This window comes from Coleofasciculus chthonoplastes PCC 7420, assembly GCF_000155555.1.
In the GTDB taxonomy this organism is placed as follows: Bacteria; Cyanobacteriota; Cyanobacteriia; order Cyanobacteriales; family Coleofasciculaceae; genus Coleofasciculus; species Coleofasciculus chthonoplastes_A.
This window is the reverse complement of sequence record NZ_DS989853.1, coordinates 138,496-158,809: the sequence shown is the minus strand read 5'-3', so window position 1 is coordinate 158,809 and position 20,314 is coordinate 138,496. Positions and strand designations below refer to the sequence as shown.

Annotated in this window: 15 protein-coding genes and 1 pseudogene; 10 read left to right on the top strand and 6 right to left on the bottom strand. The window is 43.0% G+C overall.

Going from position 1 to position 20,314, the window contains the following annotated elements:
- Nucleotides 1-325 precede the first annotated feature (325 nt).
- The 3 genes from MC7420_RS18860 (at nt 326) to MC7420_RS42655 (ending at nt 2,962) form a co-directional block, all read left to right on the top strand.
- Entirely contained in the window at nt 326-1,696 is a 1,371-nt protein-coding gene (locus MC7420_RS18860) for an AAA family ATPase (RefSeq protein WP_006102219.1), read from the top strand.
- Nucleotides 1,697-1,698: 2 nt separating this feature from the next.
- A complete protein-coding gene (locus MC7420_RS18855) occupies nt 1,699-2,661 on the top strand; it encodes a hypothetical protein (RefSeq protein ID WP_006102229.1) in 963 nt (320 codons plus the stop codon).
- 100 nt (nt 2,662-2,761) lie between these two features.
- Complete coding sequence (locus MC7420_RS42655) at nt 2,762-2,962, top strand: hypothetical protein (protein ID WP_006102220.1); 201 nt, start codon at nt 2,762-2,764, stop codon at nt 2,960-2,962.
- Between the two features lie 25 nt (nt 2,963-2,987).
- Here the strand turns inward: MC7420_RS42655 and MC7420_RS39965 are convergent, their stop codons facing one another.
- Nucleotides 2,988-3,128, bottom strand: a complete 141-nt coding sequence (locus tag MC7420_RS39965; protein ID WP_006102292.1) for a hypothetical protein — start codon at nt 3,126-3,128, stop codon at nt 2,988-2,990.
- A 145-nt stretch (nt 3,129-3,273) separates the two neighbouring features.
- On the opposite strand from MC7420_RS39965, the gene MC7420_RS18845 reads away from it, so the two are divergent.
- Nucleotides 3,274-4,191, top strand: coding sequence for a putative selenate ABC transporter substrate-binding protein (locus MC7420_RS18845; RefSeq protein WP_006102240.1), 918 nt, complete (start codon nt 3,274-3,276; stop codon nt 4,189-4,191).
- On the top strand, nt 4,188-4,937 hold the full coding sequence (locus MC7420_RS18840) for a phosphonate ABC transporter ATP-binding protein (RefSeq protein WP_006102265.1): 750 nt from the start codon (nt 4,188-4,190) through the stop codon (nt 4,935-4,937). Before MC7420_RS18845 ends, MC7420_RS18840 begins: the two co-directional genes overlap by 4 nt.
- A 321-nt stretch (nt 4,938-5,258) precedes the next feature.
- Here the strand turns inward: MC7420_RS18840 and MC7420_RS18830 are convergent, their stop codons facing one another.
- From MC7420_RS18830 to MC7420_RS18815, 4 genes are all read right to left on the bottom strand, one after another.
- Entirely contained in the window at nt 5,259-7,409 is a 2,151-nt protein-coding gene (locus MC7420_RS18830) for a CHASE2 domain-containing protein (protein WP_006102242.1), read from the bottom strand.
- A 166-nt stretch (nt 7,410-7,575) separates the two neighbouring features.
- Nucleotides 7,576-8,916, bottom strand: coding sequence for a DUF928 domain-containing protein (locus tag MC7420_RS18825; protein ID WP_006102289.1), 1,341 nt, complete (start codon nt 8,914-8,916; stop codon nt 7,576-7,578).
- Nucleotides 8,917-8,943: 27 nt separating this feature from the next.
- Nucleotides 8,944-11,610, bottom strand: coding sequence for a CHAT domain-containing protein (locus tag MC7420_RS18820; RefSeq protein WP_006102211.1), 2,667 nt, complete (start codon nt 11,608-11,610; stop codon nt 8,944-8,946).
- A 155-nt stretch (nt 11,611-11,765) separates the two neighbouring features.
- A complete protein-coding gene (locus MC7420_RS18815; protein WP_006102350.1) occupies nt 11,766-12,902 on the bottom strand; it encodes an IS630 family transposase in 1,137 nt (378 codons plus the stop codon).
- A gap of 234 nt (nt 12,903-13,136) precedes the next feature.
- Between MC7420_RS18815 and MC7420_RS18810 the strand changes: the two genes are divergently transcribed.
- The 5 genes and pseudogenes from MC7420_RS18810 to MC7420_RS18790 all read left to right on the top strand — a co-directional run bounded on the left by MC7420_RS18810 (nt 13,137) and on the right by MC7420_RS18790 (nt 19,265).
- Nucleotides 13,137-14,735: an SDR family NAD(P)-dependent oxidoreductase gene (locus tag MC7420_RS18810; RefSeq protein WP_006102308.1), complete on the top strand. Its 1,599-nt coding sequence runs from the start codon at nt 13,137-13,139 to the stop codon at nt 14,733-14,735.
- Between the two features lie 148 nt (nt 14,736-14,883).
- Complete coding sequence (locus MC7420_RS18805; protein ID WP_006102323.1) at nt 14,884-16,533, top strand: DUF3352 domain-containing protein; 1,650 nt, start codon at nt 14,884-14,886, stop codon at nt 16,531-16,533.
- 251 nt (nt 16,534-16,784) lie between these two features.
- A pseudogene (locus tag MC7420_RS18800) lies at nt 16,785-17,213 on the top strand (transposase); the annotation flags it as partial.
- Between the two features lie 156 nt (nt 17,214-17,369).
- Nucleotides 17,370-18,284 carry an Rpn family recombination-promoting nuclease/putative transposase gene (locus MC7420_RS18795; protein ID WP_006102183.1) on the top strand — a complete coding sequence of 305 codons (915 nt, stop codon included), beginning with the start codon at nt 17,370-17,372 and terminating at the stop codon, nt 18,282-18,284.
- Nucleotides 18,285-18,290: 6 nt separating this feature from the next.
- A complete protein-coding gene (locus tag MC7420_RS18790; protein WP_006102143.1) occupies nt 18,291-19,265 on the top strand; it encodes a threo-3-hydroxy-L-aspartate ammonia-lyase in 975 nt (324 codons plus the stop codon).
- A 67-nt stretch (nt 19,266-19,332) separates the two neighbouring features.
- On the opposite strand, the gene MC7420_RS18785 is transcribed toward MC7420_RS18790, so the two are convergent.
- Nucleotides 19,333-20,253 carry a retropepsin-like aspartic protease family protein gene (locus MC7420_RS18785; RefSeq protein WP_006102296.1) on the bottom strand — a complete coding sequence of 307 codons (921 nt, stop codon included), beginning with the start codon at nt 20,251-20,253 and terminating at the stop codon, nt 19,333-19,335.
- Nucleotides 20,254-20,314: the final 61 nt, after the last annotated feature.

Here is a 20,314-nt window from a genome sequence, read left to right as displayed (position 1 = left end):
GGATAGCCCAAAACGCTCAAGTAGGTCAGGAGCGATCGCGAAATCCAACACATTATTCTAAAACCCGTGATACACCGTAGGGTGGGCATTGCCCACCAGCTAAAATTTGGGATTAGTTGGGTTCGTAGTAGGGGCTTCAGCCCCTAATTTCTTTCATGGGCATCAGGCTAATCCATCTTGCTAAGATGTGCCACGCCACTACTGAAATCGGTTGAATCGGGCGCACGTCGGTGCGCCCCTACGGTTTCCATTCATCTTGCGTAGGTAAAGTAAAATAACACTTGTGAAGCCAACGGGGATATCAAGTCAATATTAGGAGTGTTTTATGCACCTGCAACGAATTCGAGTTCCTGATTTCCGGGTTTTAAAGGATGTTGATATTACCTTTGAAGAAGATTTTGTTCCCAGAATTTTTCCTCTGGGTAGTCTAAATGGTGGTGGCAAGAGTACACTACTGCAATTAATTTTTACTCTACTTCACTGTTCGACTGATCCGGAAAGAAAACCTTTTTTGCAAAATCTGCTATATGGATTTGAACTTCATGAGGACTCTCCTAAGAGAAATTTAGCTACAATTGAACTTTTGAAAAATAATAGAACCGTAAGTTTTGATTTTTTTTGCTGTAAAAACACTTATATTCAAAAGCAATTGCAATTAAGAGGTAATTTAATTTCAACAAATTACTATTATTTTTCAAATCCCTCTAGAATTCAACTTTTAGATTTAACAAACATTGACATTGATACTACGGAGGAAAAAGAATTAGAAGGTATTTTGGACATAAAAATACACAGCCTGCTTAATCCCAGTCAAAAAATTAAACTTAATACATACAATAAATTTCTTGAAGAATGGTATTATTTGCGACAAGAAATAAAGCAGCATTTAACAAAAACCAAGGAATACATGGAAGCCGAGAATTTAATATATGTATCTGACTATAAGGCTAGCAAAAAAGAAGAAAATAATCAAAATTTCCTGCTATGCAATATTAATGGTCTAGACATGGCAAAAATTTCTGAGGCAGAATTTTTTTTAAAAGACCTGTCAAAAAAAATATTTCTGGCTGCTCCATCAACTCAAGTGTTTACTTTTATAAATCGAGAAAGTCGAAATTTATTGTTTAAAAGTAAAGCTAGGGCAGACGAAGATTATTACTCGCAACTTAAAAATGCTAGAAGTAAACTTGTAAATTTATTCACTTATGATTTTTTGGCTGTGGATATTTTGATACAGGCTTTTAAAGATGCTTTTGATCTAGATAGAGAAGAAGTCGTAGAAACAGGAGAGTATGGTCATTATTATCAGAGACTAAAAAATGAGTTGAACCAGATGTTATTTAATAAAAAGATAAATATAGATAAAGATCTTAACGGCGTGAATTTTACACTAGATAGAAACGGTGAAACTATCGAACTCTCTCCAGAAGATCTTAGCCATGGAGAGTTGAAACGCTTAAGCATTTATATGTGGCTAAAACATCATAATATAGAAGATGCTATTGTATTAATGGATGAAATAGAAATTGCATTCCACCCCGATTGGCAATATCAAATCATTCAAGATTTACAAGAATGGGCACCGAACAATCAATATATTCTGGCAACCCACTCTTATGAACTCTGCCAAGCCTTGACTCCAGCCCATGTTAAAGAATTAGAACCTAAACTTATCCAGCAAGACCCCGAAAACTAGACATGAGTTTTAGTCCAGAACAGTTACAACGCCACTGTGAAATAATTCTTAGTTCTCGCAGAATTAGGAATAAAATAGTTGTTCTCTGTGAAGGTAAAGGGGGTGTCTGGGATCTGAAGGGTAGACCATCACCTCAATCTTATCGAAGAATGGCACAAATGCCAGATGCTAACTTTTATAATGCCTGTGTTCCTAAGTGGTGGCGGAACTATCGACCCGAATTTTTTAATTGTGGCGATCGCACAGATGTACTCGATACTTACTGCACTTTATTACAGTTACATAAAAACAACAGCGATAACTCCTATTTAAGTCCAGAAAAGCTGTTTGCGATTGTTGATTTAGATTTGCAACTTAAAACTATTGATAATTATCCGTTTTCAGATACAGAGGCAATTTTTCAGGATCTGTATGAACAAGCCAAGGTTAATCCTAAAAATGCAATAAATCATCGGATCTGGGTGACAGGGTTTATCTATAAGGAGTCCTACTTTCTGTTCCCGGAACTCCAACCTGTATTTGATAACTTTTCTGCTACTCCAATTTATAAAGATAATCCTGCTTTGCTGCAAACGATTTATATTGATATGGCAGATGGAATCAGTAATGATGCTAATTTGCGAGATAACTTACAACGAGCCTCAGAACGTCTTCGCTACTGTTCTGGATTAGATTGCCAGGGAGTCAATGAGTTGCGAGATTCCTGGAAAGATGAGTTTCAAAATGCCCCAGATGAGCAACGGAAGCAGGAGTTAATTTTTGCCTTATTGACGATTAAAAAAGCGAAGGAATACTGGAACCAATTTCATCCCCCTACTGATTGGAGTCGTCCGATTGAGGTTTATCGAGATCAACTTTCTTTGGAAATCGGGCGATTTTATGCCGAAAAAAGTAGTGATGTTCACTATCATCTTCCGTTTTTCTGGAAAACCTTATATGAAAAGGATTATCAGCAGCGCGGTTAACCAGGTATCTGATGAAAAGAAAGCATCATTAAGCTGTTCGGCATTTAAACCTTAATGTTAATAATGGTGAAATCCTTGCCGTAGTGCGTTAAGCGAAGCCATGCCGCAGGCTTTGCATCTTGCTCGCTACATCAAGCATCTTGCTCGCTACATCAAGCATCTTGCTCGCTACATCAAGCATCTTGCTCGCTACATCAAGCATCTTGCTCGCTACATCAAGCATCTTGCTCGCTACATCAAGCATCTTGCTCGCTACATCAAGCATCTTGCTCGCTACATCAAGCATCTTGCTCGCTACTAATACCCATATTTAAATGCATGACAGCTTACAATGGCGGGGTTGCATATCCACTGGGTAGGGGCGCACTGACGTGCGCCCGATTTAACGGTAAAAATTGCACAATTTTAGCTGGGTTACGCCAGTCGTGGCGTGGCACACCTAAGCAAAATGGATTAGCATTATGCACAAGAAACCCGTACAATTAAGGGCTAAGGTTCCCTTACTACAAACCAAATCTACCAGCATCGAAAGCGCGATCGCACACCGTACACCCTACCCCGACACTCCTGCTGTTACAATTTTTTTGGGTAAAAATTTTATAGATTCAGCAAATGGCATCGTTAAGAAACGTTTTAGTATCGGGGATACTGCTGTTCCTGCTATCTCCCTTAGTTGCTTGTTCCCCAGCTTCTGAAACGGGGAATGAGACAACGGTTGAACCGTTAATCGCTGGGGCGATTCCCGATCAAGATCCGGAAAAGTTGCAACGGCTGTATGACAAGTTAGCAAATTACCTGGAAACGGAGTTAGGTGTACCCGTCGAATATAAACCTGTAACCGACTATGCGGCGGCGGTGACAGCGTTTCGAGTGGGAGATCTGGATCTCGTCTGGTTTGGTGGCTTAACTGGCGTACAGGCGCGATCGCAGGTTGAAGGCGCAGAGGCGATCGCCCAACGGGATATTGATGCTGAATTTACCAGTGTATTTATTGCTAATAAAAATAGTGAACTCCAACCGATTCAGGATATCCAAGAATTATCCAAATTAAAAGGATCAACCTTTACCTTTGGCAGTGAATCCTCCACATCAGGGCGGTTAATGCCTCAGTATTTTTTGGAACAAGCCGGGGTGACACCAGAGGATTTTCAAGGAGAGGTCGGTTTTTCCGGTTCCCATGATACCACAATTCAACTGGTTGAAGCCGGGAGTTATCAGGCGGGGGCATTAAATTCTCAAGTCTGGAAAAGCCGCGTGGAAGCTGGAGACGTGGATTTAAATAAAGTGGATGTGATTTGGGAAACGCCAACCTATTATGATTATCATTGGGTGATTCATCCCGATGTAAAGTCACGCTATGGCGAAGATTTTTCCCAGAAAGTGCAAGCCGCCTTACTCAAGCTTGACCCGAATAACCCCGAACACCAAGAAATTTTAGACTTATTTGGTGCTGATAAATTTATTTCCACAGAAAATTCCAATTACGCTCAAATTGAAAAAGTCGGTCGTCAAATTGGCAAAATTAAATGAGCGATTCGTCGCCAATTTTTCAGCTAAACGGTGTAACTCAGCAATTTGGTCGCTTAACTGCCCTAATGGAGATTAATCTCACGCTTTACCCTGGCGAACGGGTGGCATTAGTCGGGTCAAGTGGGGCGGGAAAAAGCACCCTATTGCGTTTGTTGAATGGGACATTGCAACCCAGCCAAGGAGAAATTTGGGCATTAGGGTACAATCTTTCCCAAATTTCAACTCAGAGATTACGCCAAGTGCAACGGCAAATTGGTACAGTCTATCAGCAGTTTCATTTAGTGGATAATTTGCGAGTGATTCACAATGTTAATGCTGGACATTTAGGACGGTGGTCATTGTTTAAAGCTGCTTTATCGCTATTGTTTCCGTTAGAGGTAGAAACAGCGCATCAGGCGTTAACTCAAGTGGGAATTCCGGATAAACTTTATACCCGCACTGATCAACTTTCAGGGGGACAACAGCAGCGAGTGGCATTAGCGCGAGTTCTCATCCAAAATCCCTTAGTGATTTTAGCCGATGAACCGATTTCTAGTCTTGATCCGGAGTTGAGTCGAGAGGTAATAGAGTTGCTATGTCAAATGAGTGAACAGGGCGGTAAGACTTTGGTTACTAGCCTACATTCGGTTGATTTTGCCCTGAGGTATTATCATCGCCTTATTGGATTAAAAATGGGAAGAATTTTATTTGATAGTTCAGCTACAAATGTTTCGTCAGAAATGATTGATCAGTTGTATAAAATATAATACAGCGCTTTGCGCTGTAATAAAGTACAGTAGATCAAAGTCCCCCTTCAGATCCCCCTCCCGTCCCCCTATTTGATCCCCCTTCCGTCCCCCTTCAAAAGGGGGAGACCAAAGGATGCTTCGCTTTTTGTTCCATGGGGGAAGCCAGAGGATGCTTCGCTTTTTTGGCTTATGGGATTTAGGGGGATCGACAATGTACCGCATAGCTGTTAGGACACATCATTTATGTAGAGACGCGCCATGGCGCGTCTCTACAATGGTGCCGAAAGTCCTAATCGATGTGTCTACTGCTATATCATAAATTACATTATATTTAAGCCCCTAAACCTCTTGCTTAAGTACGACTAACGTAATATCATCAAAAACTTTTTGCTTACCAATAAAGTGCCGCAGATTATCAATAATCGCATCTTTAATAGCGTTGGCGGATTTATCCCAGTTTTGACTAATCACATCGCACAATCGTTCTAAACCATATTGTTCATTCTCCATATTTTCAGCTTCAGGAATACCGTCTGTGTAGAGGACAATGCTGTCACCAGGGTGTAATTCAATTAACGCCCGATCAATAAAATCAGCAATGTCATCATCTAAGGCGATCGGAAACCCCAAATCCATGGTATCAATTCGCTCAATAATGCCCCCAGCCCGCACCACGATAGATTCTTCATGTTGACCACTAATACTAACTTTGCCATCGGTATAGTTGAGAATGGCTAAGGTCAAGTTACGATCCGAATTCATCCGTTGCACATTTTTGTAAAGCGTGCGATTAAGGGTATCGAGAAACTTCACCGGATCACGTTCCCGAATTTCGTCTAGGGTGCGAACAACAGTTTGGGTCATCATCATTAAAATACCACTTTCTAACCCGTGTCCCGTTACATCGCCAATACCAATGGTGACTACATTATCTGTGCAGAGGATGTCGTAGTAATCACCACCAACTTCGTCAGCCGGTTCCATAAACCCAGCCAGATCTAATCCTTCAATGGCTTCTAATTCATCCGGATTAGGCAGAATCATATATTGCAATTGACGGGCGACGTCAAGTTCAGCACTCATCCGCAGGTTTTCAGCTTTGAGTTTTTCGTTGAGTTGACTAATTTCCTGATTGGCGTGGGCGAGTTCAGCGGTGCGTTCTTTCACTTTGTCTTCTAAGTTACGGGCATAATCTTCTAATTTTTGATAGGAAATCATCAGATTTTGCCACAAAACCTGACCGACGCTCAACGTCGCCGCAACAACTACGGCTAATAAAGGGGTAAAGACAGGAACTAACCAACCATAGAGAAAGGCAGAATAGGAACTGACGACAATAATTACGACCGCAATTAATAACCCCAAAAGAGTCATCCAGCGTCTACGGATATAGAATGAGCCAAGGGTAGCGCTGTATCCTGACCAAACAACAATCAGTAGCCAGTGTATGGGTTTCGTCGTTGCCCGTAACATCGGACGCCCTGATACAGCGGCACTGAGAATCTGACTGGTGATATTAGCGTGGATGACCACACCGGGCATTAAGTCTGTCGGGACAGCTAAGTTGCTATTATAAGGGGTAAGATAGTTATCATTAAGACTGGGCGCTTTTGCCCCAATAAAAACGATGCGATCGCGGAAAAAGTTTTCGGGGATGCGGTTCTCCAAGACATCGGTCATGGAAATATTCGGAAAGCGATCCAGTCCGCCGCGATAATTTACCAGGATTTGATACCAACCTAAATCCGATTCTTTGTAGAATCCATCATTTTTACTCAGGGGAATAAAGGTAGCTTGACCTAAACCGAAGATTTGTTTTTCAGGATTGAGCGCTTCTAATTCAATGTCTTGGTCGGCTAAATAATCTAACGCCAGTTTTACGCCAAAGCCTTGCATTAAACCACTCTCAGCTTCACCGAGGACAAGAGCGCGGCGAATTTTGCCATCGTTATCCAGGAACATATCATTAGCCGCCACTTGATCTTTGTCGGCTAACGTCGGTGGCGGATCGATAGTATCTCCAGCAATTTTGTTAATTCCAATTAGGTTTGGGGTAGTTTTAAACACCTCAACCCGTTCTTCATGTCCCGGTTCTACGGGTAAATCTCGATAAATATCTAACCCGATCGCGTTAGGGTTTTTGGCTTTGATATTTCGGAGCAGTTTTGCCATGACTTGATCGGACATGGGCCACTGCACCACATAATCAATATCTTCTTCATCAATCGTGACGATCGCAATTCGCTCATCAACGGGTTCTTGGGGACGCAGGAGAAAGAATTGATCTAAAATCAACCATTCTAAAACCCGAAAAATACCCAGATAACTGCCCGCAATAATAAAACCTGCCACACAAGGCGTAATCAGCAAAACCCCTTGCCAGCGTTGAAGGAATGCCTGTAGAGGCGTGTCAGGGTTCATCTGAATTGTTGACCCCTCGCTTTGTTCAAGGGCTTGATTTTTAGTCTTGGTTAATGAGTCATCACCCATGTTATATTCGTTTCAACCCTGATCATGTTGTTTTATCCTTTCAATAAGTAGTGTCGTGGCACACCTTAATTGGTGGATTAGCTTGGGTTCGTAGTAAGGGCTTTAGCCCTCTCCAGCTATGCGTTAAAGCACTAAAGTGCTTACTACAAACAAAGCCTCCTGCCTTCTAGAAAACAAAAGGTTGAGATGCGATCGCTTCTAGGTCAACTTGTTCTAATAAATCGTGCCATTCGGTACTATAGGTTTCATTCTTCGGTTCAGATTGTTGAGCCTCAACTAAAACCTGCAACGTATCATACCAGATCCCTGCCTCGGCATACTTAGTTGCCAGCTTCACGGGAGATTCGACAAACTCTTGCTCATTGACCGTATTTTCAACCCGCTTTATCCATCCTGTCACGGCATAATTATCGGGTCTCAGAATTCCACCGGGTTCAATGGGAGCAAAATACCACAAATAATTCTTATCGATTTCCAATCCCGGTGTGTCTGGCGGTAGGGTAATCGCCATGACTCCACCTTGGGGAGAGACATTTAAGATGGTGTGATAATGAGAATTCCCCGCTTCATCTTGGATACTAAAAAAGACCTTCCGTGCGCCAATTGGAGGCAAATAAACATAGATTGTGGGACGAGGTGACACCGTGCGTCCATGTTTCGTCGGCGGAACTAATGCGGTAAGTGCAGGAATATCACTGACCGGATTTTCTTCTAATGTTTCTACATCCACTGGGGTTGGGGGAACTGAATCTTCACTGGGGAGAAATAGTTCAACATCACCTCGGATACCTCCACCAGCGCTGGTATAGGGGTTTTTCCCATCAGCCGGTAAACTAAATTCCACATCCTCTCTAGTTCCACCTGCTACACCACTACGAGGTGCGGAACCACCGGGTAAGCTAAATTCCACATCTCCTCTAGTTCCACCTGCTACACCACTACGAGGTGCAGAACCGCTAGGTAAGCTAAATTCCACATCTCCTCTAGTTCCACCTGCTACACCGCTACGAGGTGCGGAACCACCGGGTAAGCTAAATTCCACATCTCCTCTAGTTCCACCTGCTACACCACTACGAGGTGCAGAACCGCTAGGTAAGCTAAATTCCACATCTCCTCTAGTTCCACCTGCTACACCACTACGAGGTGCAGAACCGCTAGGTAAGCTAAATTCCACATCTCCTCTAGTTCCACCTGCTACACCGCTACGAGGTGCGGAACCACCAGGTAAAGCAAACTGCACATTTCCTCTGACGCCCCCAGCGACACCACTACGAGGTGCGGAATCTTGGGGAAGACCAAACTGCACCTGACCTCGCACACCCCCACCAACAGGGCTTTTCGGAACATTATCGTCGGGAAGACTGAAGTCTACACTGATCAGGTTATTGTTGATGGGATGTTCCGACTCTAAGGGGACAAAACGTGCTAAAGCAGCATTGGCTGTTAATAAGAAAATTGTCCCGGTTACTGTAGCGGATAAGAGAGTTTGGCAGATTGCTGGAGTCATGGTCAACTTTCCTTGAATGCTTGTAGCCTATAGCCAATTACCGATCAGAACGAACGATGCCCAAAAATAGGGATGTTGGTATAAGGGTTCTTTGAGAAGACTAAGCTGTGCTTGTCGCAATGCTTCAGCTTTGCTTACCTTCAGATCCGTTAGTTGATGATAAAATTCCTGCATCATAATCGAGGTGGATTCATCACTCACTGACCAGAGACTGGCGATTGTACTTTTGGCACCCGATCGCAGGGCAAATCCTGCTAAACCTAATGTAGCGCGATTATCTCCGGCTGCGGTTTGACAGGCACTCATGACTAATAGTTCAATCGGTTTCAGTAGCCCTAACCGCCGTTTTTGAAAGATTAGGTCGAAGTCTTCAATGGAAATGCGATCGCTCCAGGTGAGCAGAAAGGTTTCTTCAGGATTAGAACTGAATTGACCGTGAGTCGCCAAGTGAACGATAGGGAAGGATTCGTTGTTAATCAGTTCTTTAAATGTAGCAAAGGTAAAGGTTTCATTGAATAGCACTTTAGAGTTGACTTGTTGCGATACTTGTGCTATCTCTTCATCAACTCCTGGTAAGGGATTAAACCCTTGACGAGCTTCGGTTAATCCAGCAGCTAATAAACTCAGTTCTTCTTGGGGAAGTCCTTGGGGAAACAGTTGTAATCCGGGACTAAAGACAACCCGATATTTTTCTAGGACATACTGTTGTCCATCATAGAGTACCGCCATGGGTAAGTTGCGGAGAAAGCCATCAGGGACAAACACCAACGTCTGGATATCTTGGCTAGTCATCGCCGCTTCAGCGGGTTGGATTAACCAGTTATACACCTGTTGAGAGAGTTTTAACCGTTCGTTTCTGGGATAGCCGGGAGACAGTCCGGAATACAGTTGTGTCAGGGTTGCTTCCACTTCAGCTTGGGTGAGTTGAGTGGCGTAGTGGGTGAGGGGTTGATTGGGAATCGAGAGGATAACTTCCAGGCGATCGGGTAATATAATTGGATAAATCACCGCTGCTTGGGTATCAATTTCTTCTAAAGCAACCGGATTAGTATCTAAACAGGCATCTTGGAAAAAGTTATCCAGTTCGGCTAATTGCAACGCTTCCATCACCTCACGGGCTTGTTGCAAGTTGGCTTGATTATCCCCTTCTGTTAAAAGTAAGCTGACAAGTTGGCGATAGAGGGGTTCAATCCCTTCTTTAAAATCGAACTGCACATCGGAACTAATCGCGATTAAATCACTGCGTAGGGATTGGATATTATCAAAGGCAATTTTATAGGCGGCGAGGGCTTCGTTGGTTTTGCCTTGTTTTTGCAGAATTTCACCCAATTGTGCGCCCGCCCGTGCTGCGATATCGTCGGCGTTAATTTCTTGAGCGAGTTTTAGTGCTTGTTGGGAGAGGGTTTTGCTATCGTCTAATGTTCCATTCGCCTGATACAGTTTAGCCAATTGATAGAGGGCATAAGCTTCGGCTCTAGGATCATTAATTTGTCGGGCTTGGTTAACGGCTTTCGCCAAGAGTTTTGATGTATCCACTGCCAAGGAGTCTGACATCCCGGCTTCATCGTATTCCATCAAACTCTCTGCCAGATTAATTTGGGCATAAATTGCCGGACGCGAGGCAGACAGTTGGTTAACTTTAGGGGTGACAATAGGGATGAATTCTTGGGCGACATCCCAGCGTTGTAACTCGATTAACATCCGCAATTGATTCAATTGCGCTTCGAGTTGAGTTAGGGAATCAGGGGTTAATTCGGCGGCTTGTTGATAGTACGTCCAAGCCACGGCATATTCTTGTAAATCTCGGGCGACATTGCCAATGCTAAATAGTGCCTCACTGGTATCTTGGGGTGAGTTTAACTGTTGACTAATTTGCCAACTGGCTTCTAACGCAGCTTTCGACTGGCGCAGTTGACCCAGGGTTTGTAATGCTACACCTAAACTTCTCAATCCCTTGGCTTTCAGCAGACTATTGGGTTCGTTTTGTAACTCACTCACCAATTGTTCCAACAGAGATTTTGCCCGTCGATATTTCCCTAAGGCTTGTAAGGCTTGGGCTTGGTTAATTTGGCTGATTAATTGTCCGGTTTGATCGTCTGCCTGTTCATAAATAGAGGCGGATTGTTTCCAGGTATCTAACGCGGTTTGGCTTTGTCCTTGCAGCAGGTGAATATTGCCTTGAGTATTCAAGGCTTGGGCAAGGAGTAAGCGGGTATTGTTATCAGTATCCGGTTGAGATTGTAACAGCTTTAAACTTTGTGCGATCGCGCTTTGGGCAGATTCCGTATTTCCTAACTCTTTATACGCCAACGCCAGGTAATTCAGCGCCTGGGCTTGTTTCAGGATAAACCCTTCTGCGGCATACGTCTCGGCTGCTTCTTGCCATACTCTTGCTGCTTGGTCAAATTGTCCAGCTTGATAATAAAGTTTCCCCTGTTCAACTAAATCTGATGGTTCAACCGTTTGGCTGTAGAGAGGTTCCATGGGGAGTCCTAATGTTTCCGCCCGGTTCTCGACAATTTCCTCCGTCTGATTCCCCATACCCAACGGAGGATAAGCCGCCGTTGCTGGCAACTTGGGTGATTGTAAAGATAGGGTTAGGAAAAAAGCACCCAGAATCAAAGCAATAAAAGAACGGGGGCGCTTCAGCCAACCCTTAAGTGTTTTGTTTAGGTGAGAATAGGTTTTACTCATAGTCATTCATTTATGCATCTCTTAAATAATTCGTAGGGGCGCACCGACGTGCGCCCTTTGCCCTTTTCTCACAGACGTGCGCCCTATTCATCGACATATACCCTGATATTGCTCAAAATTTAAATTCCTCTAAATCCCCTTAAGCTGTTATGCATTTAAACTGTGATAAGAGCATTACCCTTATTTTTCAGTTTGCGTCCCCAATTAATAACTAGCTTGTCTTCATTTAAAAGTTGATGCAATAAAGACTCTAACTCTTCAATGGATTCAAAAAGCCGATTGGCAATATATTCTTTAGCTGAATGCCAGACTAATTCAATTAAGTTATAATCTGGACTATACTCGGGCAAATATTCAAGATGAATATTTGGCATTTCAGCTTCAATTTTATCAATGTACTCTTCTTTTTTGTGAAAGCTGGCGTTGTCTAATATAATAACAATTTTGGCTCCCTTTTCGGTAAAGTCTTCTCTTTTATTTCCGGCTTCTACCCATTCATTGATTACCTCTTCATAGAAGCTTTTTAAAACTTTGTAAAAGTTGTTTGAATTGCTTGTATCTAGAAATTCGACAAATCTCTTCTTATCTGAATGACGCATACACCCCATGACATTGACCCTTCGACTTCGCTCAGGGTCAACCCTTCCCTTTCTTCGGTCTCCTCTAACTCGTTTCCGCTTTCCTTTTTTACACCAATCTTTTCTTCTAATTACCCTTAAACTAAATCCACTTTCATCCCAAAACCATACCTGGAGACGTTCTGGACTATCTTTTTCTATTTTTATATATGCCTCTATTTTTTCTTTAAACGCTTCTCTTTTTTTGGCGTTTCTCTTCGCTTCTAAGCTATACTTTGTCCAAAGGTAAGCGTACTTTTTTCTCTGTAATATCCTCCGAACCTGTGAACCACTTAAATGAATTCCTGTTTTTTCCTCTAAATACTTAGCCAATCTTTGAGTTGTCCATCGACCAAATTCATATCCAAACTCTTCGGGACTTTTTTCAATTGTTTCCAGTAAAATATCAATATATTTATCTGTGGATTTTTGATGGTTCCCTGACATTCTTTTATCTCTGAGACTTTCCAAATCATCTTGGTCTCCATGAACGCACCAATAACATACTTTGTTTTGTGAGCAACCAATAAACTCGGCAATTTCTTGTTGTGTTTTTCCATCATTCAGCAACAATAGTATTAGGATTCTTTCTCTAATATCTGCATTGCTCTCTGTTTTCAGAGTAATTTGGAGTTTTTCTTTTTGCTCGGGTTTCAGATAATTTTTAGCTGGCATGTTTTTTTATTTTTTCGGATTTCCTATTTTGATTATACCCTATTTAAATGCCGAACAGCTTAAAAGTTCACCCTGACCTAGCTTTTATACCCAATCCGGGTTAACCACCCCCTTTATCAGTAGGAACAAGGCAACAGGCAATAGGCTTTCATCGGCTAAGGGATCAACTGGGTTCTCAAGGCGGATTGGGTATTACACAAAGATTGCGCTACTATCAATAAAAAATGAGAACGTATGAATCAGTGTCAGCCTCAGCAGGTCTGCATTGTCACAGGTGGTAACTCAGGTGTCGGTTTGATGACTGCTGTGGGTCTCGCCCAATTCGGTCATCATGTATTCATCGCCTGTCGCTGTGCAAGCAAAGCAGAGAAATCTGTCAATTATATTCGCTCCTCCACCGGAAATTCCCAGGTTGAGTTTTTGCCACTCGATTTAGCCTCCCTGGATTCAGTTCGTACATTTGTGGAACTGTTTCAGGATAGACAGCTCCCACTGCATTTATTAGTAAATAATGCGGGTGTTTTCAATGCCAGAGGCAGAACTAAAGAAGGATTTGAACTCATTTGGGGAATTAACTATCTGGGTCACTTTCTACTGACAAATTTGTTACTGGAAACGCTCCAAAATTCAGCTCCAAGTCGAATTTTCATGGTTGCCTCGGACTTAGCATTACGCCCCACTTCTATCAAATGGGAGCGTTTTGTCAAGAAGACACCGTTTAATTTTATAGAACTGTATGCCGTATCAAAATTATGCTTATTGATACTGACTCAAGAACTGTCACGGCGATTAGAGAATACCAACGTAACTGTTAACGCGATTCATCCCGGATTTGTGCAATCTAATATAACCTTAGGGCATCGCTTAAGCAAGTATTTAGGCATCGGTATTTCACCCCAAGAAAGTGCTTCTGGGTTGCTGAATTGTGCAACATCTCCTGATTTTGCAGCGGTAACGGGTAAGTTTTTTGATTATCAGCAGAACGAAATCGAACTTCCTGATCTAGCAAAAGATACTGAACTCGGTCAACAGTTGTGGGAACAGAGTGGCTTGTGGACAGGCTGTCATCAATACAATCCGAAAGCACCCGCCAAACCTGAGACGACTGTTGGACTTTTGGAACCCTATTCGCTGGCATTGAGTCCCCCTGAACTCGGTTCCCTTACCCAAGCTATTGTTAAAACTGTATTGCCTAACCCCCCGCTAAAAAATCAATTTTATCATTTTATTGATCTTTTAATTAAACTCAAAATTGGAGGGATGGTTCTACTTTTTAATCAACTTCGCAAAAAAGAGTTTTATATGGAAAGGCATCTTGATTCAGACGCTGTTTGGGCGATCTGCCAGGATAAAAATTTACGACAGAAATTGAACGAGTATTTGGGTGAATCGATAGTCTTGTGGCGTTCAGAAATTTGGGTTAATTATCCCTCGCAACAACTGATTCCATTTTGGCATCAAGACTCCTATCCCAATCTGCTTCAAGGCGAAGGGAAAACGATCAATGTCTACATTGCACTAACCGAGGTTAATGAACGGAATGGGTTTGAGTATATCCCTAATTTTCAACTCACTCCGGATGTCTCTGTGAAAATGAAAGACCCATTTAGTGGCAATCGCTTGTTTAATTTGCCAGAAGACTTAGAACAGCAAGCCGTTCCTGTGGTTTTGCGTCCTGGAGAATTTGTTTTATTTACCGACCAACTCATGCATCGTTCGATTCGCAATACCAGTGGTCAAGTTCGGCTAGCCCTCACCCTGCGGCTTACTCAACCCTCTGTTCAGATCGTGTCAAGCTATAGTCCTATTTACAGTAAGCCTGTTTTGTTATAAATCCTGCTAACATGAAATATAAGTAGTTGGACAAAATTAAATCAGGGAACAGGGAACAGTAAGTAGTCGGACATTCTAGTATTTAGGGTGATAAATAATGAAACGCAGGTTTATTGAAAACATTTATTCAAGTTAGGAGACATTTGAAATGTCCTTTAAAAAGTTTCTGGCAATTGGCACAACTCTAGTCTTGGTAGGGGGTGGCGCTGCTTATCTCTACGCCAAAGGTTTCTGGGGAGTCGCCGACACCCCAGCCGCCAGTGCTAAAGTTATTCCCGATGAAGCGGTGATGGCGGGCTTTATTTCCACTGACCCTCAATCCTGGATGAAGTTGCAGAAGTTTGGTACGCCCGAACTGCAAACGTTAGTGAATCAGAGTCTGGAAAATTTACAAGCAGAAACCTTTAAGGATTCCCAAATTAGTTACGAGGAAGATTTAAAACCGTGGTTGGGGAATGTAATGGTCGCGGTTTTACCAACTACTTCGGCTGAAGCAGTAGAGGACTCCAATCTGTTGACAGTTGTTACGATTAAAAATAAGTTCAGTCTGTTAAAGTTTGCTAACCAGTTGAAAACTGAGGAAAAACTGGGAAGAACTGATGAGATTGACTATAACGGGTTTACGATTGTGGAGACAATCGACGAGGGGCAAACCTTCTATTCAGCAGTTTTGAGACAGCATTTGGTCATATCCGAAGACTTGAAACCTGTACAATTAGCGATTGATAGCTATAAGGGAGAACCGTCTCTGGCTAGCGAAGGGAATATTGCCAAACTATTCTCCCAGGATATGGATCTGCTCAACCCCGTTGCTAAGTTTTATATCCCTGACTATACTGCTTTTGTGCAAGAAATGGTTGCTAATAATCCAGGAGTTGCTCCCTTACCACCTGCTACCTTAGAACAATTGCAAGCGTTTAAGTCAGTCAAAATGGGGGTAGGAATTGATGACGTAGGAATCCGGCTGAAAACCATTGCCAATGTTGAACCCTCGGATATTCAAGTCGAATTTCAGCCCAATCCCGGTCAAATTATCAGTCAATTTCCCGCTTCAACGATGATGCTGTTAACCGGAAATGGAATTAGTCAGGGATGGGAAATAATGAGCCAATCCGCCCAAACCGATCCCCAATTACAGCAAGGACTCAACAGCCTCAGAAGTGCCGCCAATAGCATTAATTTAGACGTGGATCAGGATATCTTTGGCTGGATGGATGGGGAATTTGCCATCGGCGTGATTCCCTCCAGGGAAGGGATACTCGCCCCCATCGGCTTTGGCGGAGTAATCGTCTTTCAAACCAGCGATCGCGCCACCGCCCAAGCTACGTTAACTCAACTCGATACCCTCGCCCAACAGAATACTATTCAAGTTTCACCCACAACCGTTCAAGGAGAATCGGTTACCGAGTGGACAATTCCAGGACAAGGAACCTGGTTAGGACATGGTTGGCTAAACCAGAACTCACTGTTTATCGCCATTGGCGAACCAATAGTAGAAAAAATGCTGGCGAATCCTGAACCGTCTCTGGATCAAAGTGAGTCGTTTATTACGGTAACGGAAGCTTTACCTGAATCTAACAGCGGTTACTTTTATTTAGATATGGATAAAACCATGACAGTGGTGAATGATTTTCTCGAAAATACCACCCCAGACACACCCGAACCTGACCCTGATACTCAAACCGCTTTAGCTATTCTAAATTCCGTGCAAGGGATCGGCGGAACCGTGACTCAAGACAACCCCTCTACTCATATTTTTGAAATGATTGTTACGCTTAAGCCTAAAACAGAAAACTAAGCAAAAAAAAGGCAGAGGGCAAAAGACCATTACTCACCTTTCGCTCAAGCCACTATAGCAATTTTCAATTGGGTGAGGTACAGTCATAGAGTTGGTAAAAACTCAAGCGATGAAAGCTTATTCGACCATTTTTCGTCAAAAAATCCTGGAGACTTACGAAAGCACTCCTATCTCACAGCGCCAGCTTGCGAACAAGTTTTCAGTAGCCCTCAGTTTCATTCAGAAGCTGCTTAAACAGAGCTAGAGGAAGTAAGCCCAACAAGCGGGGTCAAAATGTTTCAGTTATTGGAGCTATATCTCTTAAAAAAGTTGTGACTTCAATCAACTTAGTCGGGGGAATTGACGGTTTAACGTTTGAAGCCTTTATCATTCAAAAACTTGTTCCAGAACTTTGGGAAGGAGCAGTTGTCTGGTTAGATAACTATAGCACTCATAAAGGAGAAGCTATCGCCAAAGCGGTTCGAGAAGCGGGAGCAGAGATTATATATCTACCGCCCTACTCCCCCGATTTTTCCCCAATTGAAAATTTTTGGTCAAAAGTAAAATCGTGTCTTCGCTCTTGGGGAGCTAGAACTTATCAAGCTTTAGAAGAAGCCCTAGTTCAAGCTTATAGTCAGGTGACAGAACAAGATTTTATCAACTGGTTTACACACTGCTGTTATTGTACCTCACCCAATTGAAAAACGCTATAGAACAACGCCTTACTCCCCCAAAAATTAGAGATCATTAGAAATAAAGTAGGACTCAACCCATCCAAAACCAGTCAATTCCCATGAATTGAGTTATCCTCAAAATAAATACCTTAACAAACAACTCAGCAAAACCGGGCTAAACCGATGAGATTCATCAGTCCAAAAACTGACTTTGCGTTCAAGAAAATCTTTGGCTCAAACGAGAGTAAGGACATTCTAATTTCCTTCCTCAATGCCATGATATACTGCGGTAATTACGTCATCCAGGACTTAGAAATTATCGAACCCTATAATCCTGGCAATGTGGTCGATTTAAAAGATAGTTATCTGGATGTTAAGGCAGTATTAGCCGATCAAACAACTGTAATTATTGAAATGCAACTTTGGAATGTTGAAGCCTTTCAAAAACGAGTCATTTATAACTTGTGTAAAACCTACACCAATCAGGTCAAGTCGGGACAGGGATATTCTTATCTAAATCCGGTCATTGCTTTAACCATCACTGACTTTAAATTATTCTCATCAACGGAAAAAGTAATTAACTGTTTTTACTTTCAAGAAGCCGTCGAACACTTTGCCTATCAGGAGCATGAGTTAAAGCTAGTGTTTGTGGAACTCCCAAAATTCACGAAGAAGCTGGAAGAGTTGGAGACAGTAATCGATAAGTGGATCTACTTTATCAAAGAAACGTCTAACTTAGAAATCATTCCTGAAAACCTGAGAGAAGTACCCCAAATTGAAAAAGCCCTAACTATAGCGAATCAAGCTAGTTTGAGTGTTGAAGAGTTGGAAGAAATCCAAAAAGAAGAAATATTATTGGAGGACAGGCGAGGGGAATTGAGTCTAGCCAAAAGGGAAGGAATAGAAGAGGGAATAATAGAGGGAATCACAAAAGGCGAAAGAGCTTTACTATTGCGACAGATTGAGCGTCGTTTTGGAGAAATACCTGCTGACGCGATCGCATCAATTAAAGCCTTGACGCCCCCAGATTTAGAACGTTTAGGAGAAGCACTGTGGGATTTTAATACCCGTGAGGATTTACTCAACTGGCTGTCTTGATTGATAATGAACAATAAAACATTACCCGTTACCTACACCGACATCGAAGCCGCTGTTAAGCGCTTGAGAACCCACGCTCATATTACACCCGTTCTCACCTCCACCACCGTCAACCAACGTACCCAAGCTCAAGCCTTCTTCAAATGTGAGAACTTCCAACGCACAGGTTCCTTTAAATTTCGTGGTGCATTTAACGCCCTATCTCAACTCTCAACTGCCCAGAAACAAAGGGGTGTAATCACCTACTCATCCGGAAACCACGCCCAAGCGATCGCCCTATCCTGTCAATTGCTCAACATTCCGACAACCATTGTCATGCCAGAAAATGCCCCAGATGTCAAGCTAGCGGCAACTCGTGGTTATGGCGCTGAAGTGATCCTCTATGAACCAGCAGAAACCATCCGAGAGGAACTCGCCAAAAAACTAGCCGCCGAACGACATCTGACGATTATCCCACCCTACGACCACCCTGATATTATCGCCGGACAAGGTACCGTTGCCAAAGAACTGATTGAACAAATCGGTCAACTGGATATCTTACTCGTCTGTTGTGGTGGCGGTGGTTTACTCTCCGGCTGTGCGATTACCGCCAAAACCTTATTCCCTAATTGCCGAGTGATTGGCGTCGAACCCGAACGCGCTGATGATGCTACCCGCTCTTTTTACAGCAAAACCCTCCATAAATGCCATAACCCAGATACCATTGCTGATGGCGCTCGTACCCCATCTTTGGGTCAGTTTACCTTTCCCTTAGTCCTCAATTACGTCGATGACATGATCACTGTCTCCGAAGATGCCATTCGTCGCACCCTCACCTTCTTATGGGAACGCCTAAAAATTGTCGTTGAACCCACAGGCACACTCGCCGCCGCTGCTTTACTCGAAGGACAAATCACCGCACCCGGAAAGCGAATCGGCGTGATTATTAGCGGTGGCAATGTAGACCTGACAAAATTACCTCAACTGTTGGGTACTAGGTAACACGTTTATACCAATAAGGCGGACATAATAGAAGCAAGGATTAAGCTCAAAAGCTAGAGGTTTATTCTTAACGGTGGTGAAATTCGACAACATTTTCTCGAATTACCACATCATAGTGACTATAGAAGTCTTGACCCAATAATCCTACCTCTAAATCCACACCCCCAATCGCGACTTTTATATTCTGTTGAACGGCTTCTCCGACAGCGATAGATTTAACTTGACCAATGGCAAATTTAACCCCCTTAGCACTAGCTGTATCGGCAGTAATTTCACCCTCTGGAACTACACCCAGACGCTGCGCCATGACTTGAGTAATGACTGTACCACTTGCCCCTGTATCAACAACCATGTTAAAGGTCTGTTCGCCATTAAAGGTTACTTCAATCACGGGGGTTTGACCAATTCGCTGCTTGATTGGCGCTTTAACGATTTTGGCAGTTTCTCTATTTCCCGGTAACGGGTTCTCGGATGTCGCCGGATTTGCCTGATCTGTGTCTGAGGAATCCGGGGATTTCGTAACTGTTTTGGTGGCGACACTGAGGGGTTCAGGATCAGGGAGACGAGGACGAGTGGCTTGTTGTTGGGCAATGTTAAGATTGCGTTTATATTCAGTGATTTTCGATTGCGCGATCGCATAGTTGGGACTAGACGATGACACTGATTCTAAAAGCGCGATCGCCTCTTGCCAACGGCTGATCACTAACTGCCAATCATCAAACGATTGAGCCGATTGACTAATCGTCGCCGCACTATAGGCAGCATCTAGCGCTTGTTTATAAAGTTCTGTCGCAGTTGGCTGTGTCTCAGTTTCTGCCGATTCCGGAGGTGTCGAGGGTTGAGGGGAAACCCTGGGCGTTGTCGAGGTAACAATGGGTTGCGAGGAATCCTCCATACGCCCTGAGGACTCCAAACGGCTACAAGCCCCTGTGGTTAAGGCTAAGGTGCCAGAAATAAACAGAATGACGACGCGATCGCAAGATGACATAGGCTCAAAAAGCTCTTCATGAACCGCTTCTAAAAACCTAGACAAACCTACCCATCAGTAA

What these genes read in the sequence shown, in the direction of transcription:
- MC7420_RS42655 (WP_006102220.1), top strand. Translation starts at nt 2,762, where the DNA reads ATGCCGCAGGCTTTGCATCTTGCTCGCTACATCAAGCATCTTGCTCGC.
- MC7420_RS18785 (WP_006102296.1), bottom strand. Translation starts at nt 20,253, where the DNA reads ATGTCATCTTGCGATCGCGTCGTCATTCTGTTTATTTCTGGCACCTTA.
- MC7420_RS18790 (WP_006102143.1), top strand. Translation starts at nt 18,291, where the DNA reads ATGAACAATAAAACATTACCCGTTACCTACACCGACATCGAAGCCGCT.
- MC7420_RS18815 (WP_006102350.1), bottom strand. Translation starts at nt 12,902, where the DNA reads ATGCCAGCTAAAAATTATCTGAAACCCGAGCAAAAAGAAAAACTCCAA.
- MC7420_RS18825 (WP_006102289.1), bottom strand. Translation starts at nt 8,916, where the DNA reads ATGACTCCAGCAATCTGCCAAACTCTCTTATCCGCTACAGTAACCGGG.
- MC7420_RS18860 (WP_006102219.1), top strand. Translation starts at nt 326, where the DNA reads ATGCACCTGCAACGAATTCGAGTTCCTGATTTCCGGGTTTTAAAGGAT.
- MC7420_RS18820 (WP_006102211.1), bottom strand. Translation starts at nt 11,610, where the DNA reads ATGAGTAAAACCTATTCTCACCTAAACAAAACACTTAAGGGTTGGCTG.
- MC7420_RS18810 (WP_006102308.1), top strand. Translation starts at nt 13,137, where the DNA reads ATGAATCAGTGTCAGCCTCAGCAGGTCTGCATTGTCACAGGTGGTAAC.
- MC7420_RS18805 (WP_006102323.1), top strand. Translation starts at nt 14,884, where the DNA reads ATGTCCTTTAAAAAGTTTCTGGCAATTGGCACAACTCTAGTCTTGGTA.
- MC7420_RS18840 (WP_006102265.1), top strand. Translation starts at nt 4,188, where the DNA reads ATGAGCGATTCGTCGCCAATTTTTCAGCTAAACGGTGTAACTCAGCAA.
- MC7420_RS18795 (WP_006102183.1), top strand. Translation starts at nt 17,370, where the DNA reads ATGAGATTCATCAGTCCAAAAACTGACTTTGCGTTCAAGAAAATCTTT.
- MC7420_RS18830 (WP_006102242.1), bottom strand. Translation starts at nt 7,409, where the DNA reads ATGGGTGATGACTCATTAACCAAGACTAAAAATCAAGCCCTTGAACAA.
- MC7420_RS18845 (WP_006102240.1), top strand. Translation starts at nt 3,274, where the DNA reads ATGGCATCGTTAAGAAACGTTTTAGTATCGGGGATACTGCTGTTCCTG.
- MC7420_RS18855 (WP_006102229.1), top strand. Translation starts at nt 1,699, where the DNA reads ATGAGTTTTAGTCCAGAACAGTTACAACGCCACTGTGAAATAATTCTT.